Source organism: Nocardia takedensis NBRC 100417 (assembly GCF_000308695.1).
GTDB classification, from domain to species: Bacteria; Actinomycetota; Actinomycetes; order Mycobacteriales; family Mycobacteriaceae; genus Nocardia; species Nocardia takedensis.
Genome location: NZ_BAGG01000016.1, coordinates 1 through 18,994 on the forward strand (window position 1 = coordinate 1; position 18,994 = coordinate 18,994).

General features: G+C 70.4%; 19 protein-coding genes. 8 read left to right on the plus strand and 11 right to left on the minus strand.

Going from position 1 to position 18,994, the window contains the following annotated elements; translation table 11 throughout:
- Positions 1-639 (minus strand): NAD(P)-binding protein (locus ON30_RS40835; RefSeq protein ID WP_245553926.1); only part of this gene is annotated, 639 nt, incomplete at its 3' end.
- A gap of 91 nt (positions 640-730) precedes the next feature.
- On the opposite strand from ON30_RS40835, the gene ON30_RS03670 reads away from it, so the two are divergent.
- The 5 genes from ON30_RS03670 (at position 731) to ON30_RS37105 (ending at position 5,416) form a co-directional block, all read left to right on the plus strand.
- Entirely contained in the window at positions 731-1,459 is a 729-nt protein-coding gene (locus ON30_RS03670) for an enoyl-CoA hydratase (RefSeq protein ID WP_040704200.1), read from the plus strand.
- Positions 1,460-1,485: 26 nt separating this feature from the next.
- Positions 1,486-2,628, plus strand: a complete 1,143-nt coding sequence (locus ON30_RS03675) for an MBL fold metallo-hydrolase (RefSeq protein ID WP_040704201.1) — start codon at positions 1,486-1,488, stop codon at positions 2,626-2,628.
- Between the two features lie 49 nt (positions 2,629-2,677).
- On the plus strand, positions 2,678-2,881 hold the full coding sequence (locus tag ON30_RS03680; protein WP_040704203.1) for an antitoxin: 204 nt from the start codon (positions 2,678-2,680) through the stop codon (positions 2,879-2,881).
- Positions 2,882-2,899: 18 nt separating this feature from the next.
- Positions 2,900-5,158 carry an ATP-dependent DNA ligase gene (locus ON30_RS03685; RefSeq protein WP_051028903.1) on the plus strand — a complete coding sequence of 753 codons (2,259 nt, stop codon included), beginning with the start codon at positions 2,900-2,902 and terminating at the stop codon, positions 5,156-5,158.
- Positions 5,159-5,239: 81 nt separating this feature from the next.
- Positions 5,240-5,416: an antitoxin gene (locus tag ON30_RS37105; RefSeq protein WP_373282484.1), complete on the plus strand. Its 177-nt coding sequence runs from the start codon at positions 5,240-5,242 to the stop codon at positions 5,414-5,416.
- 421 nt (positions 5,417-5,837) lie between these two features.
- On the opposite strand, the gene ON30_RS03690 is transcribed toward ON30_RS37105, so the two are convergent.
- On the minus strand, positions 5,838-6,722 hold the full coding sequence (locus tag ON30_RS03690; RefSeq protein WP_051028904.1) for a TetR/AcrR family transcriptional regulator: 885 nt from the start codon (positions 6,720-6,722) through the stop codon (positions 5,838-5,840).
- A 61-nt stretch (positions 6,723-6,783) separates the two neighbouring features.
- On the opposite strand from ON30_RS03690, the gene ON30_RS03695 reads away from it, so the two are divergent.
- Entirely contained in the window at positions 6,784-7,677 is an 894-nt protein-coding gene (locus ON30_RS03695; protein WP_083911115.1) for an NmrA family NAD(P)-binding protein, read from the plus strand.
- Positions 7,678-8,193: 516 nt separating this feature from the next.
- Positions 8,194-9,408 carry a lipase family protein gene (locus tag ON30_RS03700; RefSeq protein ID WP_051028899.1) on the plus strand — a complete coding sequence of 405 codons (1,215 nt, stop codon included), beginning with the start codon at positions 8,194-8,196 and terminating at the stop codon, positions 9,406-9,408.
- Positions 9,409-9,492: 84 nt separating this feature from the next.
- Here the strand turns inward: ON30_RS03700 and ON30_RS03705 are convergent, their stop codons facing one another.
- The 5 genes from ON30_RS03705 to ON30_RS03725 form a co-directional block, all read right to left on the minus strand.
- Positions 9,493-9,816 (minus strand): hypothetical protein, encoded by a 324-nt coding sequence (locus ON30_RS03705; RefSeq protein WP_040704204.1) that lies wholly within the window; start codon positions 9,814-9,816, stop codon positions 9,493-9,495.
- Positions 9,813-10,313, minus strand: coding sequence for a YbaB/EbfC family nucleoid-associated protein (locus tag ON30_RS03710; RefSeq protein ID WP_040704205.1), 501 nt, complete (start codon positions 10,311-10,313; stop codon positions 9,813-9,815). The genes ON30_RS03705 and ON30_RS03710 overlap by 4 nt, the downstream gene beginning before the upstream one ends.
- Positions 10,314-10,413: 100 nt before the next feature.
- Positions 10,414-11,151 carry a CbiQ family ECF transporter T component gene (locus ON30_RS03715; protein ID WP_040704206.1) on the minus strand — a complete coding sequence of 246 codons (738 nt, stop codon included), beginning with the start codon at positions 11,149-11,151 and terminating at the stop codon, positions 10,414-10,416.
- Positions 11,148-13,256: an ABC transporter ATP-binding protein gene (locus ON30_RS03720; protein WP_063719815.1), complete on the minus strand. Its 2,109-nt coding sequence runs from the start codon at positions 13,254-13,256 to the stop codon at positions 11,148-11,150. The genes ON30_RS03715 and ON30_RS03720 overlap by 4 nt, the downstream gene beginning before the upstream one ends.
- A 53-nt stretch (positions 13,257-13,309) precedes the next feature.
- Positions 13,310-14,788, minus strand: a complete 1,479-nt coding sequence (locus tag ON30_RS03725) for a flavin-containing monooxygenase (RefSeq protein WP_040704208.1) — start codon at positions 14,786-14,788, stop codon at positions 13,310-13,312.
- Between the two features lie 83 nt (positions 14,789-14,871).
- Between ON30_RS03725 and ON30_RS03730 the strand changes: the two genes are divergently transcribed.
- The gene (locus ON30_RS03730) at positions 14,872-15,930 is read left to right on the plus strand and encodes an AraC family transcriptional regulator (RefSeq protein WP_040704209.1); all 1,059 of its coding nucleotides are present in this window, start codon (positions 14,872-14,874) and stop codon (positions 15,928-15,930) included.
- Positions 15,931-15,936: 6 nt separating this feature from the next.
- Here the strand turns inward: ON30_RS03730 and ON30_RS03735 are convergent, their stop codons facing one another.
- The 4 genes from ON30_RS03735 to ON30_RS03750 form a co-directional block, all read right to left on the minus strand.
- A complete protein-coding gene (locus ON30_RS03735; protein WP_040704210.1) occupies positions 15,937-16,713 on the minus strand; it encodes a metallophosphoesterase in 777 nt (258 codons plus the stop codon).
- A 146-nt stretch (positions 16,714-16,859) separates the two neighbouring features.
- Positions 16,860-17,642 (minus strand): RluA family pseudouridine synthase, encoded by a 783-nt coding sequence (locus tag ON30_RS03740; RefSeq protein ID WP_051028900.1) that lies wholly within the window; start codon positions 17,640-17,642, stop codon positions 16,860-16,862.
- 4 nt (positions 17,643-17,646) lie between these two features.
- On the minus strand, positions 17,647-18,660 hold the full coding sequence (locus ON30_RS03745; RefSeq protein ID WP_040704212.1) for an adenylate/guanylate cyclase domain-containing protein: 1,014 nt from the start codon (positions 18,658-18,660) through the stop codon (positions 17,647-17,649).
- A gap of 61 nt (positions 18,661-18,721) precedes the next feature.
- On the minus strand, positions 18,722-18,919 hold the full coding sequence (locus ON30_RS03750; RefSeq protein WP_083911117.1) for a hypothetical protein: 198 nt from the start codon (positions 18,917-18,919) through the stop codon (positions 18,722-18,724).
- Positions 18,920-18,994 lie beyond the last annotated feature (75 nt).

Here is an 18,994-nt window from a genome sequence, read left to right on the forward strand (position 1 = left end):
ATAGTGCGGGATGAACGGCCGCTCCCAGGTGCCGGTGGCGTTGATCAGCCCGCGCACGCGGAGGATCTCCGTGACGGCGGTCCCGGCCGCGTGCCTGCTCGCTCCGCCGGTCTCCGCGTGGCGGGGGCTCGTGCTGTCGGCATCTACGCTGGTGGTCCCCACGTTGCCGGTCCCCGGGCTGCCGGTTCCGAGGTTGCCGGTCGCCGCGCCGCCCGCGCCCGCGCGGTCGGCCCCGGCATCGAGGATCTCCGCCCTGAGGATCTCGCCTCGTCCGTCGCAGCGCTGCCCGTCGGCGGTGCGGTCACAGACCACCGTCACCGACACCTGACGGCGAACCCGCAGGTCGAAGCGTTTCTCGTAGAGCGCGTAGTAGTGCGGGACGGCGGTCGCGGCGGGGACGGCGTCCGCCTCGGGCGGCAGGGTCTCGGCGAAGGACATTCCGGGCAGATCGTGCACCCGGTTGACCGTGCTCAGCGTCAGCGAAGGCCAGCGGAACTGCCAGGCGCCACCCGGTCCGGGGGCGTGGTCGACGATCAGGAAATCCCGTTCGGGGACCAGCCCCAACCTGCGCAGGTGATACCCCGCCGACAGACCGGCTTGACCGGCGCCGATCACCAGGATGTCGAAATCTGTCGGCACAGCCGCCGATGCTATCGGCCTTCACGAGGGTGTGCGCTGTGCTGTGGCACAGTGAAGATGACCGAAGGACACGGCGAGTTGGGGAGGATGCATGCTCGGAGTCGGCCGCGACGGTGACGTTGTCACCATCGAACTCCAGCGCGAGGAACGTCGCAACGCGCTCAACGGCGAACTGGTGGGGTTGGTGCGCGAGGCGGTGCTCGCCGCGGTCGCCGACGGCGCGCGGGTGATCGTGCTGACCGGGCGGGGGCCCATCTTCAGCGCGGGCGCGGACCTGTCGGGGGTGTACTCGGACGATTTCCTCGACGGGCTGATGGACATGCTGCACACCGTCGAGTCGCTGCCCATCCCGGTGATCTCGGCGATCAACGGCGGCGCGCTGGGCGCGGGGGTGCAGTTGGCGATGGCCTCGGACCTGCGGGTGATCGCGCCCGACGCCTACATCGCGATCCCGGCGGCCAAGCTCGGCATCTCGGTGGACCGCTGGACGGTACGCCGGTTGGCCTCGCTGATCGGCGGTGGCCCGGCCCGTACGATCCTGCTCGGCGCGGAGACGATCTCGGCCGCCGACGCCTACACCTTCGGTTTCGCCAACCGCGTCGGCACCTTGGCCGACGCGCAGGCGTGGGCGAAATCCATCGCCGAACTCGCTCCGTTGTCGTTGCGTCACATGAAGCTGGTGTTCAATGACGACGGGACCCGCGAACCCGAGTCCGCGCAGCAGCGCGCGGCCCTGCAAGCGGCCTGGACCAGCGACGACGCCAAAGAAGGGCGGCTGGCCAGGCAGGAGAAGCGTTCGGCGAGATTCATCGGTCGTTGAGGGGGAGTGAGGACGGGCAGATCACCATGACGAATGTGCGCAAGATCCTCGGTGTCGCCGCGGGAGCCGTCGGGCTCACATGGGTGGTGCGCGCCGTCTGGGACATTCCCTCGGCGATCGGCGCGGCGATGCCCGCGATCCAGCCGGGCGTGACCGGGACGGCCACCTACCGCAACAAGCAGTTCCACAACAGCGAGCCGAGCAGTCAGATCGTGGGTTCGGTGCCCGGTCTGCTGTACTCGGCCCTGACCAGGCGCAACCTGGGGCGTCCGCGCAACCCGGTGCCGCTGCGCACCCCGGAACTGCCGGAGCGGGCCGCCGAGCTGGCCGTCACCTGGTTCGGGCACGCCACCGCGCTGATCGAGGTCGACGGCTACCGGGTGCTCACCGATCCCGTGTGGAGCGAACGGGTTTCGCCGTCGGCGCTGGTCGGCCCGGCCCGACTGCATCCGACGCCGGTCGCGCTGACCGATCTGCCGCCGATCGACGCGGTGATCATCTCCCACGACCACTACGACCACCTGGATCGCGCGACGGTGATGGGTCTGGTGGCCGCGCAGTCCGCGCCGTTCCTCGTGCCGCTGGGCATCGGCGCGCATCTGCGGCACTGGGGTGTGCCCGAGCAGCGGATCGTGGAGTTGGACTGGGGCAAGTCGGTGTCGCTCTCGGCGCTCGGTCGCGACCGTGACGGCGTCGACCTGGTGCTGACCTGCACCGAGGCCAGGCATTTCTCCGGGCGCGGTCTGATCCGCAACACCACGCTGTGGGCGTCGTGGTCGCTGATCGGCCCGACCCGTCGCGTGTATTTCGGCGGCGACACCGGCTACACGAAGGCGTTCGCCGAGGCGGGCGCGGCCCACGGCCCGTTCGACCTGACGTTGCTGCCCATCGGCGCCTACGACGAGCACTGGCCCGACGTGCACATGAATCCCGAGGAATCGGTGCGCGCGCACGCCGATCTGTGCGTCGGTGACCCAGGTCACGGACTGCTCGTGCCGATCCACTGGGCCACCTTCAACCTGGCGTTCCACCGCTGGTCGGAACCGGTGCGCCGGATGGTGCGGGCGGCCGGGGCGGCGGGCACCGCCGTCGCCGTGCCGATGCCGGGCCAGCGTCTCGATCCCGCGGTACTCCCGCCGCGCTCGGCGTGGTGGGAAGATGTGGGGTGAGACCACTTCGTCGGCTCGCACCATTCGGCACAACGAGAGGAACGACGGCATGAGTCTGGCAGACAACCTCAAGGGCCTGATCGGCAAAGGCAAGGACGCCGCGGCCAAGAACGCGCCGAAGATCAACCAAGGCATCGACAAAGCAGGCGCCTTCCTCGACCAGAAGACCAGCGGCAAGTACTCCGACAAGATCGAGAAGGGCAAGCAGGCCGCCAAGAAGGCGATCCCGCCCGAACAGCACGGACCGCGCTGACCCGCGGCGGGCCGGGTGGTGCGGCGACGCTTCGCGGGCGGCCCCGGCGGCCCCGAGGTCGAGGTGGACCTGAGCAACCTCGACAAGGTGCTCTACCCGGCGACAGGGACGACCAAGGGCGAGGTCATCGCCTACTACACCGCGATCACCTCCGCGATGCTCCCGCACATCGCGGGGCGTCCGGTCACCCGTAAACGCTGGCCCAACGGCGTCGACGAACCGTCGTTCTTCGAGAAGAACCTGCCCGGCCACGCCCCGTCCTGGATCGAGCGCCACACCGTCGAGCACTCCGATCGCCGGGTCGTCTACCCGGTGATCGACTCCGAGGCCGGTCTCGCCTGGCTCGGCCAGCAGGCCGCGTTGGAAGTGCACGTGCCGCAGTGGCGTTTCGACGGCGACGAGCGCGGCGCGGCCACCCGGATCGTCTTCGATCTCGACCCCGGCCCCGGCGCAGGCCTCGCCGAATGCGCCCGCGTAGCCGTGCTGGTCCGCGACATCATCGAGCAGATCGACCTGCGCGCCTTCCCGGTGACCAGCGGCAGCAAAGGCATCCACCTCTATGTGCCGCTGGCGAAGCCGCTGAGTCCGGGCGGGGCCTCGACGGTGGCAAAGCAGATCGCCGACAATCTGGAGAAACTGCACCCCGACCTGGTGACCGCGACCATGGCCAAGGCGGTGCGCAAGGGCAAGGTCTTCCTGGACTGGAGTCAGAACAATCCGGCCAAGACCACCATCGCCCCGTATTCGATGCGCGGCCGCGCCGAACCCAACGCCGCCGCACCCCGCACCTGGGCCGAGATCGAGGACGGCGACAGCCTGCGGCAGTTGCGTTTCGACGAGGTGCTGGCCCGCGTCCGCGACGACGGCGACCTGCTGGCCGATCTCGACCCGCCCGCGCCGGGCGGCGTCGCTCCCGCCGACGCGCTCACCCGCTACCGCTCGATGCGCGACCCGTCGCGCACGCCCGAACCGGTGCCCGCCGCCGCGCCCGAGGCCGGCGCCGGGAACCGGTATGTCGTCCAGGAGCATCACGCGCGGCGCTTGCACTGGGACGTGCGACTCGAACGCGACGGCGTCCTGGTCTCCTGGGCGGTGCCCAAAGGCCCCCCGACCAGTTCCGACCAGAACCGCCTGGCCGTGCACACCGAAGACCACCCGCTGGAATACCTCGACTTCCACGGCGAGATCCCCAAAGGGGAATACGGCGGCGGCGCGATGACGATCTGGGACAGCGGCACCTACGAGACCGAGAAATGGCGCGACGACGAGGTCATCGTCACCTTCTCGGGCACCCGGCTCACCGGCCGCTACGCGCTGATCCGCACCAAGGGCGACCAGTGGCTGATGCATCTGATGCGCGACCAGTCGGGAGCCGAGCGTCGCGACGGGGGCGCGCCGTTCCCGCGCGGTCTGTCGCCGATGCTGGCCACCTCGGGCGAGGTCGCCGACCTCCCCGACGACGAATGGTGTTTCGAGACCAAATGGGACGGATTCCGGCTCATCGCCGAATTCGACTCGGGCACGGCGACGCTGCGCAGTCGCGCGGGCAACGTCGTCACCGGCCGGTACCCGGGCGTGGCCGCCGTGGCCGCGGAACTCGAGGGGCACCGGGTCGTCCTGGACGGGGAAGCCGTCGTCCTTGACGAACACGGCGTCGCCGATCTGTCACTGCTGCAAGCAGATCCGACGCGTGCGGTGCTCGTCGCCTTCGACCTGCTGTACCTGGACGGCACCTCGCTGCTGCGCAAACGCTTCGCTGACCGCCGCCGCGTCCTCGAAGCACTGGCCGCCACCGCGCCCTCGCTGCTGGTGCCCGACCAACTGCCCGGCCCCGGCGCTGCCGCCCTCGACCACAGCATCGCCCACGGACTCGAAGGCGTCATCGCCAAACGCCGCGATTCGGTCTACCTGCCCGGCAAGCGCGGCCACTCCTGGGTCAAGCAACGCAACTGGCAGACCCGGCGGGTCGTCGTCGGCGGTTGGCGACGCAGCACCGCACGGGAATTCAAATCCCTGCTCGTCGGCGTCGAACACGAGGACGGGCTCTACTATGTGGGCCGCGTCGGCACCGGCTTCGGCGACACCGACCTGCGCGAACTCGCCGGCCGACTGCGTCGCGGCGAACGCGCCACCAGTCCCTTCGTCAACGACCTCACCACCGAGGAACGCCGCGACGCCGTGTGGGTGACACCGCGCATCGCGGGCACCGTCCGCTACATGAACTGGACCGAGGCGGGCCGCCTGTGGCACCCGGCCTGGCTGGGCGAGACCGACTGATCGCGCGTAGTTAGCCGAACCCCTTCGATGCGGGCTCGGTATCGTGGAAACGCTGTGCCCCCACGAGAATCAGGAGTACCGGTGGACTTCAAGAACCTGGCAGGCAAGGCGATGGCCCTGGCCCGCGAGAACGCCGACAAACTCGACCCGGTCATCGACAAGGCCGGTGACCTGGTCGATCAGAAGACCGACGGCAAATACGCCGACAAGGTCGACTCGGTCCAGGACGCCGCCCGCAAGGCCATCGACGAGAAGTGAGGCCCCGATCGCGGTGACGTTGCCCGGTCGGGTGGCGGATGCCGCGATCGAGCACGCGGCGGGCGGCTATCCGGTCGCCCGGCACCGACCGGTGGAGTCCCGGAGAGCACGCGGTTGAGCGACAGCGTCGGAAATGTGCCGTCGGCGGTGATTGCGCCGCGCTCGAGCGGTGGAACTGTCGCGGCTGATCGGTGAGCGGGGCAGGCGGCCGGATGGCCGAATAGGTGGACTGCTCGTGCCGGGCGCTCGGCCCGGGTGGCCGGGGGCTTTGGACGGGGTGGTGATGTTGACCTGGGTCGCCCGGGGTGGCTGATGCGGTCGATGGTCGAGCTCGTCGGCTTCTCGGTCATGTGAGGTCCGTCGGGGTGGGGGTCGCCTGGGGGCGCTGCCGGGTAGGGGTGGTCGACGCAGGGGTTCTCGGTCAGGTGAACCGATCGGGGGCGGCGAGGCGGCGGCGGTGGGCCTTCTGGCGGCAGGCCGGTGAGCAGTAGCGGGCCGGTCGGCCGGTGGGGGAGCGGCGCAGTTCGGCGGCGCAGATCGGGCAGCGTTGTTCCGCGAGTTCCGCGCGACCGGTTTCGTCACTCGGGCGAGTTCCGTTACGGCGATCCGCGGCGAAGACCTGTCCGTCAGCGGCGTCGCGGAGGGGCTGTCCAACAAGGCTCGCGGTGGTCCGCGCGGGATTCGCCGTGGTGGCGATCTGCTCGGAGCGGGGCTCGCGCAGCGCCTCGAGCACCACTCGGGCCGGGTGGCTCAAGGTCTGCCCGCCACCCGTGGCGCGTTGGATGGCAACGCATCCCACGAACAGGGCGAGCAGGTCGGGGACGGTGAGATCCGGCCGGATCGAGCCCTCGCGCTGTCCGGCGACCAGCAGCGCAGCCAGGGCGCGTTCGAAGCGTTCGCCCGCGTCGCGGACCAGGGGGCGCGGCCAACCGTCGTCGGCTTCGAGCAGGTCGCACAGGGCCTTGTTGCCCGGTGTGCGGACGACCAGCAGCGCGCAGAATTCGAGGAGCGCGGCGCCCGCGTCGGGTGCGCCGCGGAAACGCAGCGCGGTCGCGGTCAGGCCGTCGACGCGCTGTTCCAGAACCGCCTCCAGCAGCGCGATCTTGGTGGGGAAATGGCGGTGCACGGTCCCCGCGCCGACACCCGCGCGGCGGGCGATCTCGGCCAACGACACCGAAGTGCCCGATTGGGCGAAGGCGCGCTGCGCGGCGGTCAATACCAAGGCGCGGTTGCGGCGGGCGTCGGTGCGCGCGTTGGCCCGGGTTTCGTCACGCGGCGCTACGGCGGCGGACTTCCGTTCGGGCACGGGCACTCCTAACGTCCGAAATCGGGTCGACCGACCCGATTCTATCGAGAGGCAGACCACCATGTCCGTATCGCAAGCGCCGGTCCTGGTCACCGGAGTGACCGGCAACCAAGGCGGCGCGACCGCTCGACTCCTGCTCACCGAGGGGGTCGCCGTTCGCGCTCTGGTTCGCGATCCCGCCGCTCCCGTCGCACGCGAACTCGCCGCGCTCGGAGCCGAACTCGCGGTGGGCGACTTCGACGACCCCGACTCGCTGGCCGCCGCCACCGCGGGCGCGCGCGCCGTCTTCGGCATGCCGCCCGCGACCTACGGTCCCGGCGGCTGGGATGTCGAAGTCGAGGCGCGGCGCGGGATCGCGCTGGTCGAGGCCGCGGTCCGCGCGGAGGTCGAGCAGTTCGTGTTCAGCGGCGTCGCCACTTTCACCGGCCCGCATCGCGGTGCGGCGGGCAAGGAACGCATCGAGGAGCACGTCGTCGCCAGCGGTCTGCGTTACACGCTGCTGCGGCCGGTGCGCTTCATGGAGAACTACTTGTCCGTCGGATTCCCGATCGACGGCGTGACCGGCGGCGTGCACCGCCACCTGTTCCCGACCGACCGCCCGACCCAGATGATCGCTGTCGCCGATATCGCCGTCTTCGCCGCGCTGGCGTTCGCCGACCCGGACGGATTCCACGGCCGCGTCCTCGAATTGGCGGGCGACGCGGTCACCATGGGCGACGCCGCCGCCGCCATCGCCGCCGCCACCGGCCACCCCCTGCGCTACTCGGAACTCACCGAAGCCCAAGCCGACGAACTCGGCCCCGACATCGGCGCGGTCTGGCGACGCACCCGCGAAGGCGACGGCTGGCACGCCGACATCCCCGCCCTCCGCGAAATCCACCCCGGCCTGCGCACTTTCACCGACTGGCTCACCGAATCCGGCGCCGACCGCCTGAAGCCGCTGCTCGCGGGCTGACGGCGTGACGGACTCGCCGGGCAGGCGGGCCGCTTGGAGGCGCTTCTTGCGGGCTGGCTGCGTGACCAGGCTTGCCGGGGCTGCCTGGGTCCGCTGCCGGCGGGCCAGCTGCGCGACCGGCTCCTCGGCTCCGGCGCGGACCGCCAGAACCCGCCGCCGGCGGCCTGAGCAACGCCGGTGCTGCATCCCGGAGGCCCGCTCACCCGGGGCCGGGAGGAAGTGGCATCGTTGCGAACCCGTGCGGAAACCTGCGGAAGCGTTGTAACGCAAGCGAAGTAGGTGCGCGAGTCGGCAGCCGGGATGCCGCGCTCGTGAAAGTCGCGGCCGGTGTTCGTGGCGAGATGGTCGTCGCCGGCGCGTAACCCCTAGCCGCCGAATCGATGTCCGCACAGAGGGCGAACCCCGGCGAGTGCGGTGCCCGTCCGCTGACCCGTAGCCACGGGGCGGTACGCGGGCGTACCGTCGGGGGATCGTCGAGGTGGGGTCGACGCCTCGCCAGGGATGGGAGGGTGCGCGATGGCGATCTCCGGTGGTTCGGCGCGACGGATTACGGTGTTGCTGGCAGCGTGTTTCGCGGTGCTCGGCATTTTCGTCGCATCGCCCGCGGCGGCGGATGTCGAGACGGTGGAAGCGGATTCGTTCTATCTCCCGCCGGACGGGTTGGCCCAGGCCGCACCTGGTTCCGTGCTGCGGGTGCGGCCGATCCAGGTGTTCGGGTTGCCGCTGCCGATCTCGGCGTGGCAGGTGCTCTACCGCACCGACGATTCCGCGGACCGCCCGGTCGCGGGAGTCGCCACCGTCATGGTGCCGCCGCTCTCGACGCCCGGCGCGCGTCCGCTGCTGTCCTACCAAGTCGCGGTGGACAGTCTCGGCGCGCGCTGCGCCCCCTCGCGGGCGTTGCGCGGCGGGTGGGAGAGCGGCTTCAACACCCTGGTCGACTCGCCGTTCATGGCCGCGGCGCTGCTGCGCGGGTGGGCCGTGGTGACCAGCGACTACGACGGGCCCGACGCCCGCTTCCTGGACGGCCGCAACGCCGGTCGCGGTGTGCTGGACGGGATTCGCGCGGCGCGCGGCCTGGGGCAGGGCGGACTCGGACCGGCGAGTCCGGTGGGCGCGTACGGCTATTCGGGCGGCGCGTACGCGACGCTCTGGGCGGCCGAACACCAACCTTCCTACGCGCCGGACGTGCGTTTCGCGGGTGTCGCCGCGGGCGGTGTGCCCGCCGACTGGGTGAGTATCGCGCGCACCGCCGAGGGCACCGGGCAGGCCGGGCTCGCCGTCCTCATGCTGCACGCCGTGGTCCGCAACAACCCCGGCTCGTTCGATCTGTTGAACGACCGCGGCCGCGCCGTGCTCACCGAGGACGCCACCGCCTGCGGCGAGGAACTGCTGCCGAAGTACGCGGGCGCGCGCCTGGACGATTTCACCGTTGCGCCGAATGTGCTGGACCACCCGGACTTCCGCGCCGCCCTCGACGCCCAGGAACTGTCGAGTGTCGCCCCTGCCGCGCCGACGTACCTGTTCCACAGCACCTCCGACAACGTGATCCCCCACGCGAATTTCCGTACCCTGGTCGACCGCTATTGCGCCTTGGGCGCGGACCTCGCCTACCGCCACTCCTGGCTACCCGGCCACAACCCGGCCGCCCTCGGCGAAGTCACCGGCGCGATGAACTTCCTGTCCGACCGTTTCGCCGCCCGCCCCACGACCCCGGGTTGCCATCCCCGCTGATCCTCGAAGCCGGCTCGACCAGGGCCCGCCATTCCGGGTGGCATCGTCGTCATGGTCGCACCAAGCCGAGGTCGCCCAGACCCCTTACTGCACAGCCTCTTTCGCCTTGTCCATGGCTTTGGCGTTCAACGTGTCCTGATCCTGGAAGGCGGACGCGATCGCGTCCACCCCGCCCGCCAGCGCGTCGACGGCTTTGCTGAGATACCCGAGTGCGGTGACACCCTCCTCGGCGCCCTCGGTGTAGTTCTCGGCGAAGTTCTGGCCGATCTCGTCGGACCCCCAGCATTCGCCTTCGGCCTCGATCACCGATTTCGCGTTCTCGATGGCGTCGAGGACTTTCCGCGCGGCCGCGGAGATGCCGGGTTTGGTGGAGCGCAGGGCGTCGGGGTCGACCTTCAGGGTGCTCATCGCCCACCGTCCAGATAGCTGCGGTTGCGGAAGAACTCGTCCTCGGCCTCGTCGTCCATGGGGGTTTCGGGTTCCGCGGGTTCGGGGATCAGCGAGCGCACCAGATTTTTGATGCTGGGCGCGCCGGGCACCAGGTCGGGCAGGTCGGGGATGTCGACCCCGACGCTCTCGACTGAGCTGAAGGCCCGCCGCGCTTCCTCTCCGGCGAGGGCCGCCGCGGCCCGGGTGGCCTCGGTGATCGAGCGGCCCAGCGTCTCCGGTGTGGAGCGTTTGAACGCGTCGGCCTCAACATGCACCTCGGTGGGCACGCCGGCGCTGTTGGCGGTGACCCGGATCAACCTGTCCGCGGACCAGGCGGTGACGGTGGCCGCGGCGACCCGCGCCTGCGCTTCGGCGAAATCGCGCCGCTGCCGCTCGAAGGTGGCCAGCAGATCGTCCACTTCCGCGCGCAGCGCCGCGTTCTGCGCGAGCCGCGCCTCCCGTTCACTGTCGGCCATACCCACACCCCGTTCGCTCATCGTCAGGCCCGCACGTGCCCACAAGACTAGGACGCGACACCCCACCGGACGGTTCCATTGTCCGGCCGGGGACCGCCGCTCAGATCAGCAGGTCCAGTCCGACGGCGCCCGCGCCGACCAGCACCACCACGACCAGCGCGAGGGCGTCGCGACGACCGGGGGCGCTGGGGTGCGCGGTGAGCGTGCCGGTGCCGCCCCGCGCGGTGATGGCTTCGCCGAGCTCGGAGGCGCGCCTGGTGGCGACGGCCATGGCGGCGGTGAGGATGTCGATGATCGGGCTGTAGTTGGTGAGGTCGTTCATCCGGTCCTTGGGCCGCAGTTTGCGCGCGGCGCGCAGCACCCGGATCTCCTCGAGCAGCAGCGGCAGTCCGCGCAGCGTCAGCGCCACCACCACGGCCCATTCGTCGACGGGCACCTTGAGTCTGCGCAGCGGACCGCCCATCTTGGCCAGCGCGGGCGCGATATCGCCCATCGGCGTGGTCCAGGCGATGAGGAAGGCGGCCACGACCAGGACCAGACCGAACACCACGACCTGCGCGTACCGCAGGACCGCGGCCCCGCCGACCGGCACGTTGATCAGCGCGCCGATGCCGAGCAGCCCCCAGAACCACCAGGGGAGTCGCGGCAGTGTGCCGAGCGGCAGGTGGGCCACGACGCCGATCAGCACCAGGAAGACGACCATGACGCCGAGCACGGTCCAACTCGGCCAGAACATCAGCAGCAGGCTGATCAGGAAGGCGGCGATCATCTTGGTGCCCGCCCACAGGTCGTGCACGGGACTGCCGACGGGGACACGGCGCAGCAGGACGGTGCTCATCGGTGTCCTCCGTTGTCGAGGCGCCACACCGGGTCACCGGGCAACGGGGCCGGCGCCGCGCGGTGGCTGTCGGGTATCCGCGCGTGGTCGGCGGCGGGCTGGGATTCGAGGATGCGCCCGGATTCCAGGTGCACGGTGCGGTCGCACACCGCGGACATGTCGGCGACGTCGTGGGAGATGACGATCAGTGTGAGGCCGGCGTCGCGCAGGCGCGCGAGCAGTTCGACGATGTCGGCGCGGCCCTCGGGGTCGAGTCCGGCCAGCGGTTCGTCCAGGACCACCACTTGCGGGCGGCTGGCGACCATCGCCGCGAGCACGACGCGTTTGGCCTGTCCGCCGCTGAGCGATTCGATGGAACGCGCGGTGAGCGCGCGGTCCAGGCCGACGGCGTCCATGGCCCGCCCGACCGCGCCCGATCCGGTGGTGCGACCGCCCCAGTCGGCGATCTCCTCGCCCACGGTCTGCTTCTGCAATTGCAGCCGGGAGTGCTGGAAGGCCAGCGCGACCCGCCCGGACTGTCCGGCGACCGATTTGCCCGCCAGGTCGCACCGGCCCGAACTGGGCCGGATCAGACCCGCGATGATCCAGGCCAGCGTGGATTTCCCGGACCCGTTGCCGCCGACGACGAGCAGTGCCTCGCCGCGCCGGACGGTCAGGTCGACGCCGTGCAGGGCGGGCGCTTCCCAGGGCGTGCCGCGGTTGTAGGTGTGGCGGACCTCGCGCAGTTCCAGCACGGTCTGCCCCATCGGGCGGCGGCGGCCGTCGCGGGCGGGGCGCGGCCACGCGGGCAGGTGCGGTACGGCGCGACCGTCGGCGAGGTGCACGACGCGGTGCGCGGCGGCGGCGTCGGCCTCGTGGTGGGTGACCAGCACGACCGCCATCTCGTGCCGGACCGGCAGGTCGGCCAGCAGGGCGACGAGGTCGCGGCGGCCGTCGGGGTCGATCATCGAGGTGGCCTCGTCGGCGATGAGCAGCGCGGGGCGGCGGGCCAGCGCGGCGGCCACGGCGAGGCGCTGCTGTTGCCCGCCGGACAGCGTGGCCGTCTCGCGATCGCCCATGCCGTCCAGGCCGACCTCGCGCAGCAGGGCTTCCACGTCGACCTCGGCGGCGGACTCCTCGGACAGACCCCACACCACGTCGTCGGCGACGAGCACGCCGAGGGTCTGACTCTCCGGCCGTTGCAGCACGAGCGCGGTGCCGCCGATCTGTCCGAGCCCCGCCGATCCGGGGCGGGTGACCTCACCCGAGGTGGGCGGCAGTCCGGCGAGCAGCCTGGTCAGCGTGGATTTGCCGGACCCGTTGTGTCCGACGACGGCGACGAATTCCCCCTTGTGGACGGTGAGGTCGATGCCGTGCAGCGCGTCGGCGGCGGCGCCGGGGTAGCGGTATCCGGCCGCGCGCAGGGCGACTGGCAGCGGGTGGACCGGCCGGTTGTCGGGCGGGGCGTCGAGTCGGTCGCGGCTGGGCAGCCAGGCGAGCCGGTCCAGCACCGAGCCGAGGATCCACCAGGACACCAGCGCGCTGACGATGACGCCGGAGGCCACACCGGCCCCGACCACCACCCACCACCAGCGCAGGATGAACGCGGTGACGTCGGCGGCGGCGCGCCCGAGCGGTTCCAACTGCTCTTGGCGCGCGGCGATGCGCTGCACCCCGGCGGCGGTGTTGCGGATGGTGTCGAAGAACAGTTCCCGGGTGCGGCTGAACAGCAGCAGCGAGCCGACCGAGAAGCCCGCCCACAGCAGTCCGGCCGGGATCGAGAGCAGGAAGACGGCGAACAGTCCGCGGTCGCGGCGTTTGACGCCGCCGATGATGCCGCCGATGGTCGCGGTGCCGACGACGCCGAGCGCGGGCATGACCCCGGCGGCGACGAAAGTCACCAGGGTGGCGGCCACCGTCGCCGTGACGAGGGTGCGCGGCCGGTAGCGGTGGGCGAGCATGCCCATCGGGACCGCCGCGACCAGTTGCAGCGCCGCGGCGAACGGGATCACCGAGCCGACGGTGATCAACCCGACCGTGACACCGCCGAGTACCGCTCCGGTCGCCAGTTCGATGGGACGCAGCGGGCCGCGCGCGTCGAAGGCGGTCGCGGTCTGTTCACTCACGGGTCAAGTCTGCCGGCCCTCGGGGCCTGCCGACGCCGATGCGCCGCGGCGACTCACGCGACCGGGGTCAGCCGGTAGTCCGCGCGCTCGACGCGCTTGAGCCTGCGGCGATAACTGGACACCGTTCCGGGCCAGTTGTTGGTGATGCGGCCCGAGGCCGTGCGGTACCAACTGGTGCAGAAGTTCCAGGGCGTGCGCACCAGGCGTTCCTGCAAGGCGTCGTTGAACGCCCGCTCGGACTCGGCGCGTACCTCGAGGGTGTGGCCGGGGTTCTCGGCGAGCAGGCGCACGGCCTCGCGGATGTAGCGGGTCTGGGATTCGATCATGTAGATGATCGAGCCCGAGGACAGGTTGGTGTTGGGCCCGTAGACCAGGAACATGTTGGGGAATTCCGGCACGGTGACGCCGTAGTAGGCGTGCGCGCCCTCGTCCCACACCTCGCCGATCTCGCGCCCGCCGCGCCCGGTGATCTTCATCGGCCACAGGAATTCGGTGCCTTTGAAGCCGGTGCCGTAGACGATGACGTCGGCGTCGTGGTCGACGCCGTCGGTGGTGGTGATCCCGGTGGGGGTGACGGCGGTGATCGGCGTGGTCACCACCTCCACGTTGGGTTGGGTCAGCGCGGGGTAGTAGTCGCTGGAGAACAGCGCCCGCTTGCAGCCGATGGGGTAGTCCGGGGTCAGCGCGGCGCGCAGTTCCGGGTCTTCGACGTGTTTGCGCAGGTTGCGACTCGCCATCCAGGAGACGATGCGCGAGATCGCGGGCAGTTCCACCAGTCCGAGGGAGACGAATTCGGCCAGCGCCCACCAGCCGAAGCGTTCGACCAGCAGCATGCCGGGGATGCGCGCGAACAGGCGGTGTTGCAGCGGCCCGTAGTCGGTGTCGAATTTGGGGATGACCCAGGCGGGGGTGCGCTGGAACAGCGTCAGGTGCGCGACTTTCGGCTGGATTTCGGGGATGAACTGGACGGCGCTGGCTCCGGTGCCGATGCAGAGCACGCGTTTGCCGGTGAGGTCGACCTCGTGGTTCCAGTGCGCGGTGTGGAAGGACTCGCCCGCGAAGGTGTCGATGCCGGGGATGGCGGGCATGGCGGGCCGGGAGAGTTGGCCGACGGCGGGGATCAGGACCCGGGCCCGGCGTTCGACACCGTCGGCGGTGCGGACCGCCCACTGGCCGCTCGACTCCTCGAAGACGGCTTCGGTGACTTCCGCGCCGAAGACGATGTGTTCGTCGACGCCGTGGCGGTGCGCGACGCCGTCGAGGTAGCCGTGGATGGCGGATTGCGGGGAGTAGCGCTGCGGCCAGTCCGGCTTGGGTTCGAAGGAATAGGAGTAAAGGGGGGAGGGCACGTCGCAGGCCGCGCCGGGGTAGGTGTTCTCGCGCCACACGCCGCCCAGTGCGGTGGCCCGTTCCAGGATGGTGATGTCGCGGATGCCTGTGCGGAGCAGTTCGATCGCGGCGCAGATGCCGCCGAATCCTGCGCCGATGATGATCACCGAGGTGTCCGCCGCGCGCTCGCCCTGTGCTGTCATGTGATTCTCCCCACATGTTCGTCCTCCTTTCACTGTAGGGGCTTCCGGAAATCGTGATCGAGAATTTCGGCCATACTGGTCGGATGAAGCGCGTGATCGATCCGGGAATCCGCGACTGGAACTTCCCGCGTGGCATCGCCAGCGTGGCCCTGATGGTGGCCTACGCGGGCGAATGCGACGTGCCCGCGGCCCGCGTGCTCGCGGGTACCGGCCTGGCCGAGTCGACGCTGCACGACCCCGACGCCCAGATCGACGCGCACACCGAACTCGCCGTCGTCCGCAACCTGGTCGCCGAACTCGGCGACCGTCCCGCCATCGGCGTCGAGATCGGCCTGCGCTACCGGATCACCACCTTCGGCATCTTCGGCTTCGCCTGCGTCTCCAGCCCCACCCTGATCGAGGCGATCACCTTCGCACTGCGCTTCCTGGACCTCAGCTTCACCTTCTGCCTGCCCACCGCCGAATGGACCGAGGGCGAATTCGTCGCCAGGGTCCAGGTCGACTCGGTGCCCGCCGACGTCCGGCAGTTCCTGGTGGAACGCGACGTCACCGCGATGAATCGGGTGATGAGCGATCTGATCGGTCGCCACCTGCCGCTCAGCAGAGCCGAATTCGATTTCGAGGAACCGCCTTACGCCGACCGGATCGCCGAGGTCACCGGCGTGACGCCGCGATTCTCGATGCCGGAGAACCTGTTCGCCATCGACCCCGCCCTGGTGAATCAGCCGCTGCCGCAGGCCAACGAGCACACCTGGGCGATGTGCCTGACCCAGTGCCGTGACCTGGTCGATCGCAGGCGCGCCCGCACCGGCATCGCCGCCGAGGTGCGCAAACTGCTGGTGCCGGGCGGCGTGGACGGGTTCGCGGCTCCGGCCGGAATCGACACCGTCGCCCGCGATCTGAACATGAGCACCCGCACCCTGCGCCGTCATCTGGACGCGGCGGGCACCAGTTACCGCGCCCTGCTGGACGAGGTGCGCTGCGCGCTGGCCGAGGAGATGCTGACCGCCACGCCGCTGTCGGTCAGCGATGTGGCGATCCGACTCGGCTACGCCGAATCCTCCACGTTCATCTACGCCTTCAAGCGCTGGACCGGCGCGACGCCCGCCGCCTTCCGGCGCGAACACCTGGCGCGCCGATGATGTCGCTCAGTCCGGCTGCACGTCGATCCGTCCGCCCATCGGCACGGTCCGGAAATGCGTTGTCAGCCTGCCGTTGTCGATGACGTGCAGCGCGACCGCCGGGTCCGGCGCGTAGTCCATCACCCGGTCCGGCAGGCGCAGTTCCCATTCCCCGCCGAGCACCGAGGCCGTACTCGGGCCGACCAGCAGCGGTTTTCCCGCGAAGGTGGTGACGGCGGCGGCGTGCGCGTGACCGGTCAGCACGCCGATGATCCGTTCGTCACCGGCGACCAGGTCCGCCAGGTGATCCGGGTCGGCCAGCGCGATCTCGTCCACGATCGGGCTGAACAGGCGCGCGGGCGGATGGTGCATGGCCAGCAGGACGGGGGAGTCGGCGGGGGCCTCCGCCAAGGTCTCGCGCAACCACTCGAAGGTGGCGTCGGTGAGCACACCGCCCGGTTCGCCGGGAATGGTGGAATCCAGCATCGCGACAGTCAGGTCGCCGACCTTGTGCACCTGGTTGATCGGCGCGTCGGAAGGCGATTCGTCCAGGAAGGTGGTGCGGAAGTGCGCGCGGTCGTCGTGGTTGCCCGGCGTGAGGTACAGGGGCAGGTCGGTGGCCAGCGCCGCGTGGGCCTGCGCGTACTGCTCGGTCTTGCCGGAATCGGTGACGTCGCCGGTGTGCAGGACGGCCAGTGGGCGCGGAGTCAGACCGCCGAGGAACTCCATCACCCGGGTGACGCGCTCCGCGTTGCGGGTGCCGAGATCGAGATGGGTGTCGCTGACCTGTGCCACCAGGATCATCGGCGTTCGCTTTCTCCGGGGATCGCTCCGTTGCGTCAGAGTGTGCCACCGTCGTGCTGTCGGCACCGATTCAGGCTAGTTGACCTGGGTATTGAGCGTCGCCGTGAATCCGGACACCTTCGCGCGGCACCGAGTCGATCAATGATCTAGGTCACATCGAGGAGTTTTTCGACACCGGTGAGGACACCCGGATCGGCCCCCGGGAAGGGCCCCCAGAAATCCGCGCCCGGTTCGGCGGTGAGGTCGAGTTCGGGGGGCGTGCGCCACGACGCCGCCAGGACCAGTCGGTAGGAGTGCAGGTGGGTCCGCTCGCTGACGCCCGACTTGTCGAACAGTGGATCGCCGACGATCGCGTGCCCGATCCAGGCCAGGTGCACCCGGATCTGATGACGTCGCCCCGAGACCGGACGCAGCGCCAGCAGTGTGTACTCGCCCAGGCGGGCCAGAGTCGCGAACTCGGTCACCGAGGGGTAGCGCTTGGTGTCGAGCAGATCGGCGTCCTCTACAGACCACCGCGTGCGGCCCGCGTCCTCGCGCGTGCGGATCGCCTCGCGCTGCGCCGCGATCCGCACCCGGTTCTTGCGGCCCACGCTCAGCGGCAGGTCGATCATCCCGCGCTCGGGCAGAGCGGACCCGTGCACGATCGCGAGATAGGTCTTGCGCGCCGTCTGCTTGGTGAACTGCCTGGTCAGCTCGCCGTGCGCGGCGAGATCCACGGCCAGCAACACCAGACCCGAAGTCACCTTGTCGATGCGGTGCACCGGATACAGGGTCTGCCCGGCCGCCGCCGCGAGGTCGACGATGTCGGTGTCGTGCCGCTCGCCGGTCACCGAGATGCCGACCGGCTTGTTCAGCGCCAGCACCGCGTCGTCGGCGGTGATCAGGAACCGTTCGCGCAGCCCCGGCCACTCCCGTTCCGGATCGGGCACGCGCTCAGTCCTCCTTCGGGCGCAGCAGGTGCGGACGCAGTCGGTTGAACCCGCGCACGCGGACGCTGCGCAGGTTCTGGAGATCGAATTCCGAGTCGCCCGCCAACTGTTTGGCCGCGCCGTCGTCGACCAGGATCGTCCCGGGGCGCGCGACACCGGTGAGTCGGGAGGCGATGTTGACCACCGAGCCGTAGAGGTCGCCGAGGCGTTGCAGCACGGGACCGTAGGCCAGGGCCACCCGCAGCTCGGGGGTGCCGCCGACCATCATGGTCGACTCCTGGATGGCCAGCGCGATGCGCGCGGCGTCGCCCGCCGTCTCCGCCGCGAACATGACCTCGTCGCCGACGTTCTTGACCACCCAACCGCCGTTGTCGGTGATCGCCGCGGTGGTGGTCGACTCGAACGCCTCGAGCAGCATCGACAGTTCGTCGGGGTGTAGATGCCTGGTCAGCCGGGTGTAGCCGACCATGTCCGCGAAGCCGACGGCCAGTTCCCTGGTCGAATCCTCGGTGATGTGGCCGTCGAAGGACCGCGACATCGCCGCGGCCAGATGCCGTCGCCACACATAGGTCTGGATGCGCGCCACCACCGAGGTGGTCTCCTCGGCCGCCGCCAGGGTCAGCGCGGCGATCTCCTCGGGGTCGGTGATGTCGTTCTCGGCCACGGCGGTGGCGACCCGGTCGGAGATCTCGGCGAACACCAGATCGGCCTGCCATTCCGCGAGGCGGGCCATGCTCAGGCCGAGCGCGCGGGCCGCGGACGCCTGCTGGCGCATATCGGAGGCGGCGACGACGTTGAGGCCGCGGAAGGACCGCACGGCCTCGACGTCGGAATCGGTGTAGTCGACGGCGTCGTCGGGATTGGCGGGAAAGCCCAGGGCCGTCCACAGTTTGCGGGAGACGTTGGGGGAGACGCCCGATCGCTGGGCCACCTCGCCCCGGTTGTACCTGCGTTCGCCGTCGATCAGGTATTCCTCGACGACGGACTGGACGAGCTTGGAGATATCGGGGTCCGCCATGCTCGTACCTTACGTGCCGCCACCGCCCCGCCGGCTGTGATATTCGGCGACCGTCGGGCGGTCATTCCGCGCTGGGAAGGATGGCCAGCACGACGGCCAGGCCGAGCATCAGGCTCGCGCCCGCGAGCAGGGTGAGCACCGCGGAGGCGGTGAGCACCGCGACCGCGACCGTGAAGGCGACGCAGGCGATGGTGGCCAGGACGGCGGTCCCCACCTCGACACCGGCGATTCGGGTTGGTCGGTTGTCCGTCACTGTCATACCTCGCTGAATACCCGTTCGTGGTCGTTACGAAACCGTGACAACCGGGAACCGGTCGGTGCACGACGTGTACGG

Coding starts and splice junctions, on each gene's coding strand:
- ON30_RS03670 (WP_040704200.1), top strand. CDS start 731: ATGCTCGGAGTCGGCCGCGACGGTGACGTTGTCACCATCGAACTCCAG.
- ON30_RS03710 (WP_040704205.1), bottom strand. CDS start 10,313: ATGGCCGACAGTGAACGGGAGGCGCGGCTCGCGCAGAACGCGGCGCTG.
- ON30_RS03695 (WP_083911115.1), top strand. CDS start 6,784: ATGTCCGTATCGCAAGCGCCGGTCCTGGTCACCGGAGTGACCGGCAAC.
- ON30_RS03750 (WP_083911117.1), bottom strand. CDS start 18,919: ATGACAGTGACGGACAACCGACCAACCCGAATCGCCGGTGTCGAGGTG.
- ON30_RS03725 (WP_040704208.1), bottom strand. CDS start 14,788: ATGACAGCACAGGGCGAGCGCGCGGCGGACACCTCGGTGATCATCATC.
- ON30_RS03700 (WP_051028899.1), top strand. CDS start 8,194: ATGGCGATCTCCGGTGGTTCGGCGCGACGGATTACGGTGTTGCTGGCA.
- ON30_RS03675 (WP_040704201.1), top strand. CDS start 1,486: ATGACGAATGTGCGCAAGATCCTCGGTGTCGCCGCGGGAGCCGTCGGG.
- ON30_RS03730 (WP_040704209.1), top strand. CDS start 14,872: ATGAAGCGCGTGATCGATCCGGGAATCCGCGACTGGAACTTCCCGCGT.
- ON30_RS03735 (WP_040704210.1), bottom strand. CDS start 16,713: ATGATCCTGGTGGCACAGGTCAGCGACACCCATCTCGATCTCGGCACC.
- ON30_RS03705 (WP_040704204.1), bottom strand. CDS start 9,816: ATGAGCACCCTGAAGGTCGACCCCGACGCCCTGCGCTCCACCAAACCC.
- ON30_RS03680 (WP_040704203.1), top strand. CDS start 2,678: ATGAGTCTGGCAGACAACCTCAAGGGCCTGATCGGCAAAGGCAAGGAC.
- ON30_RS03715 (WP_040704206.1), bottom strand. CDS start 11,151: ATGAGCACCGTCCTGCTGCGCCGTGTCCCCGTCGGCAGTCCCGTGCAC.
- ON30_RS03745 (WP_040704212.1), bottom strand. CDS start 18,660: ATGGCGGACCCCGATATCTCCAAGCTCGTCCAGTCCGTCGTCGAGGAA.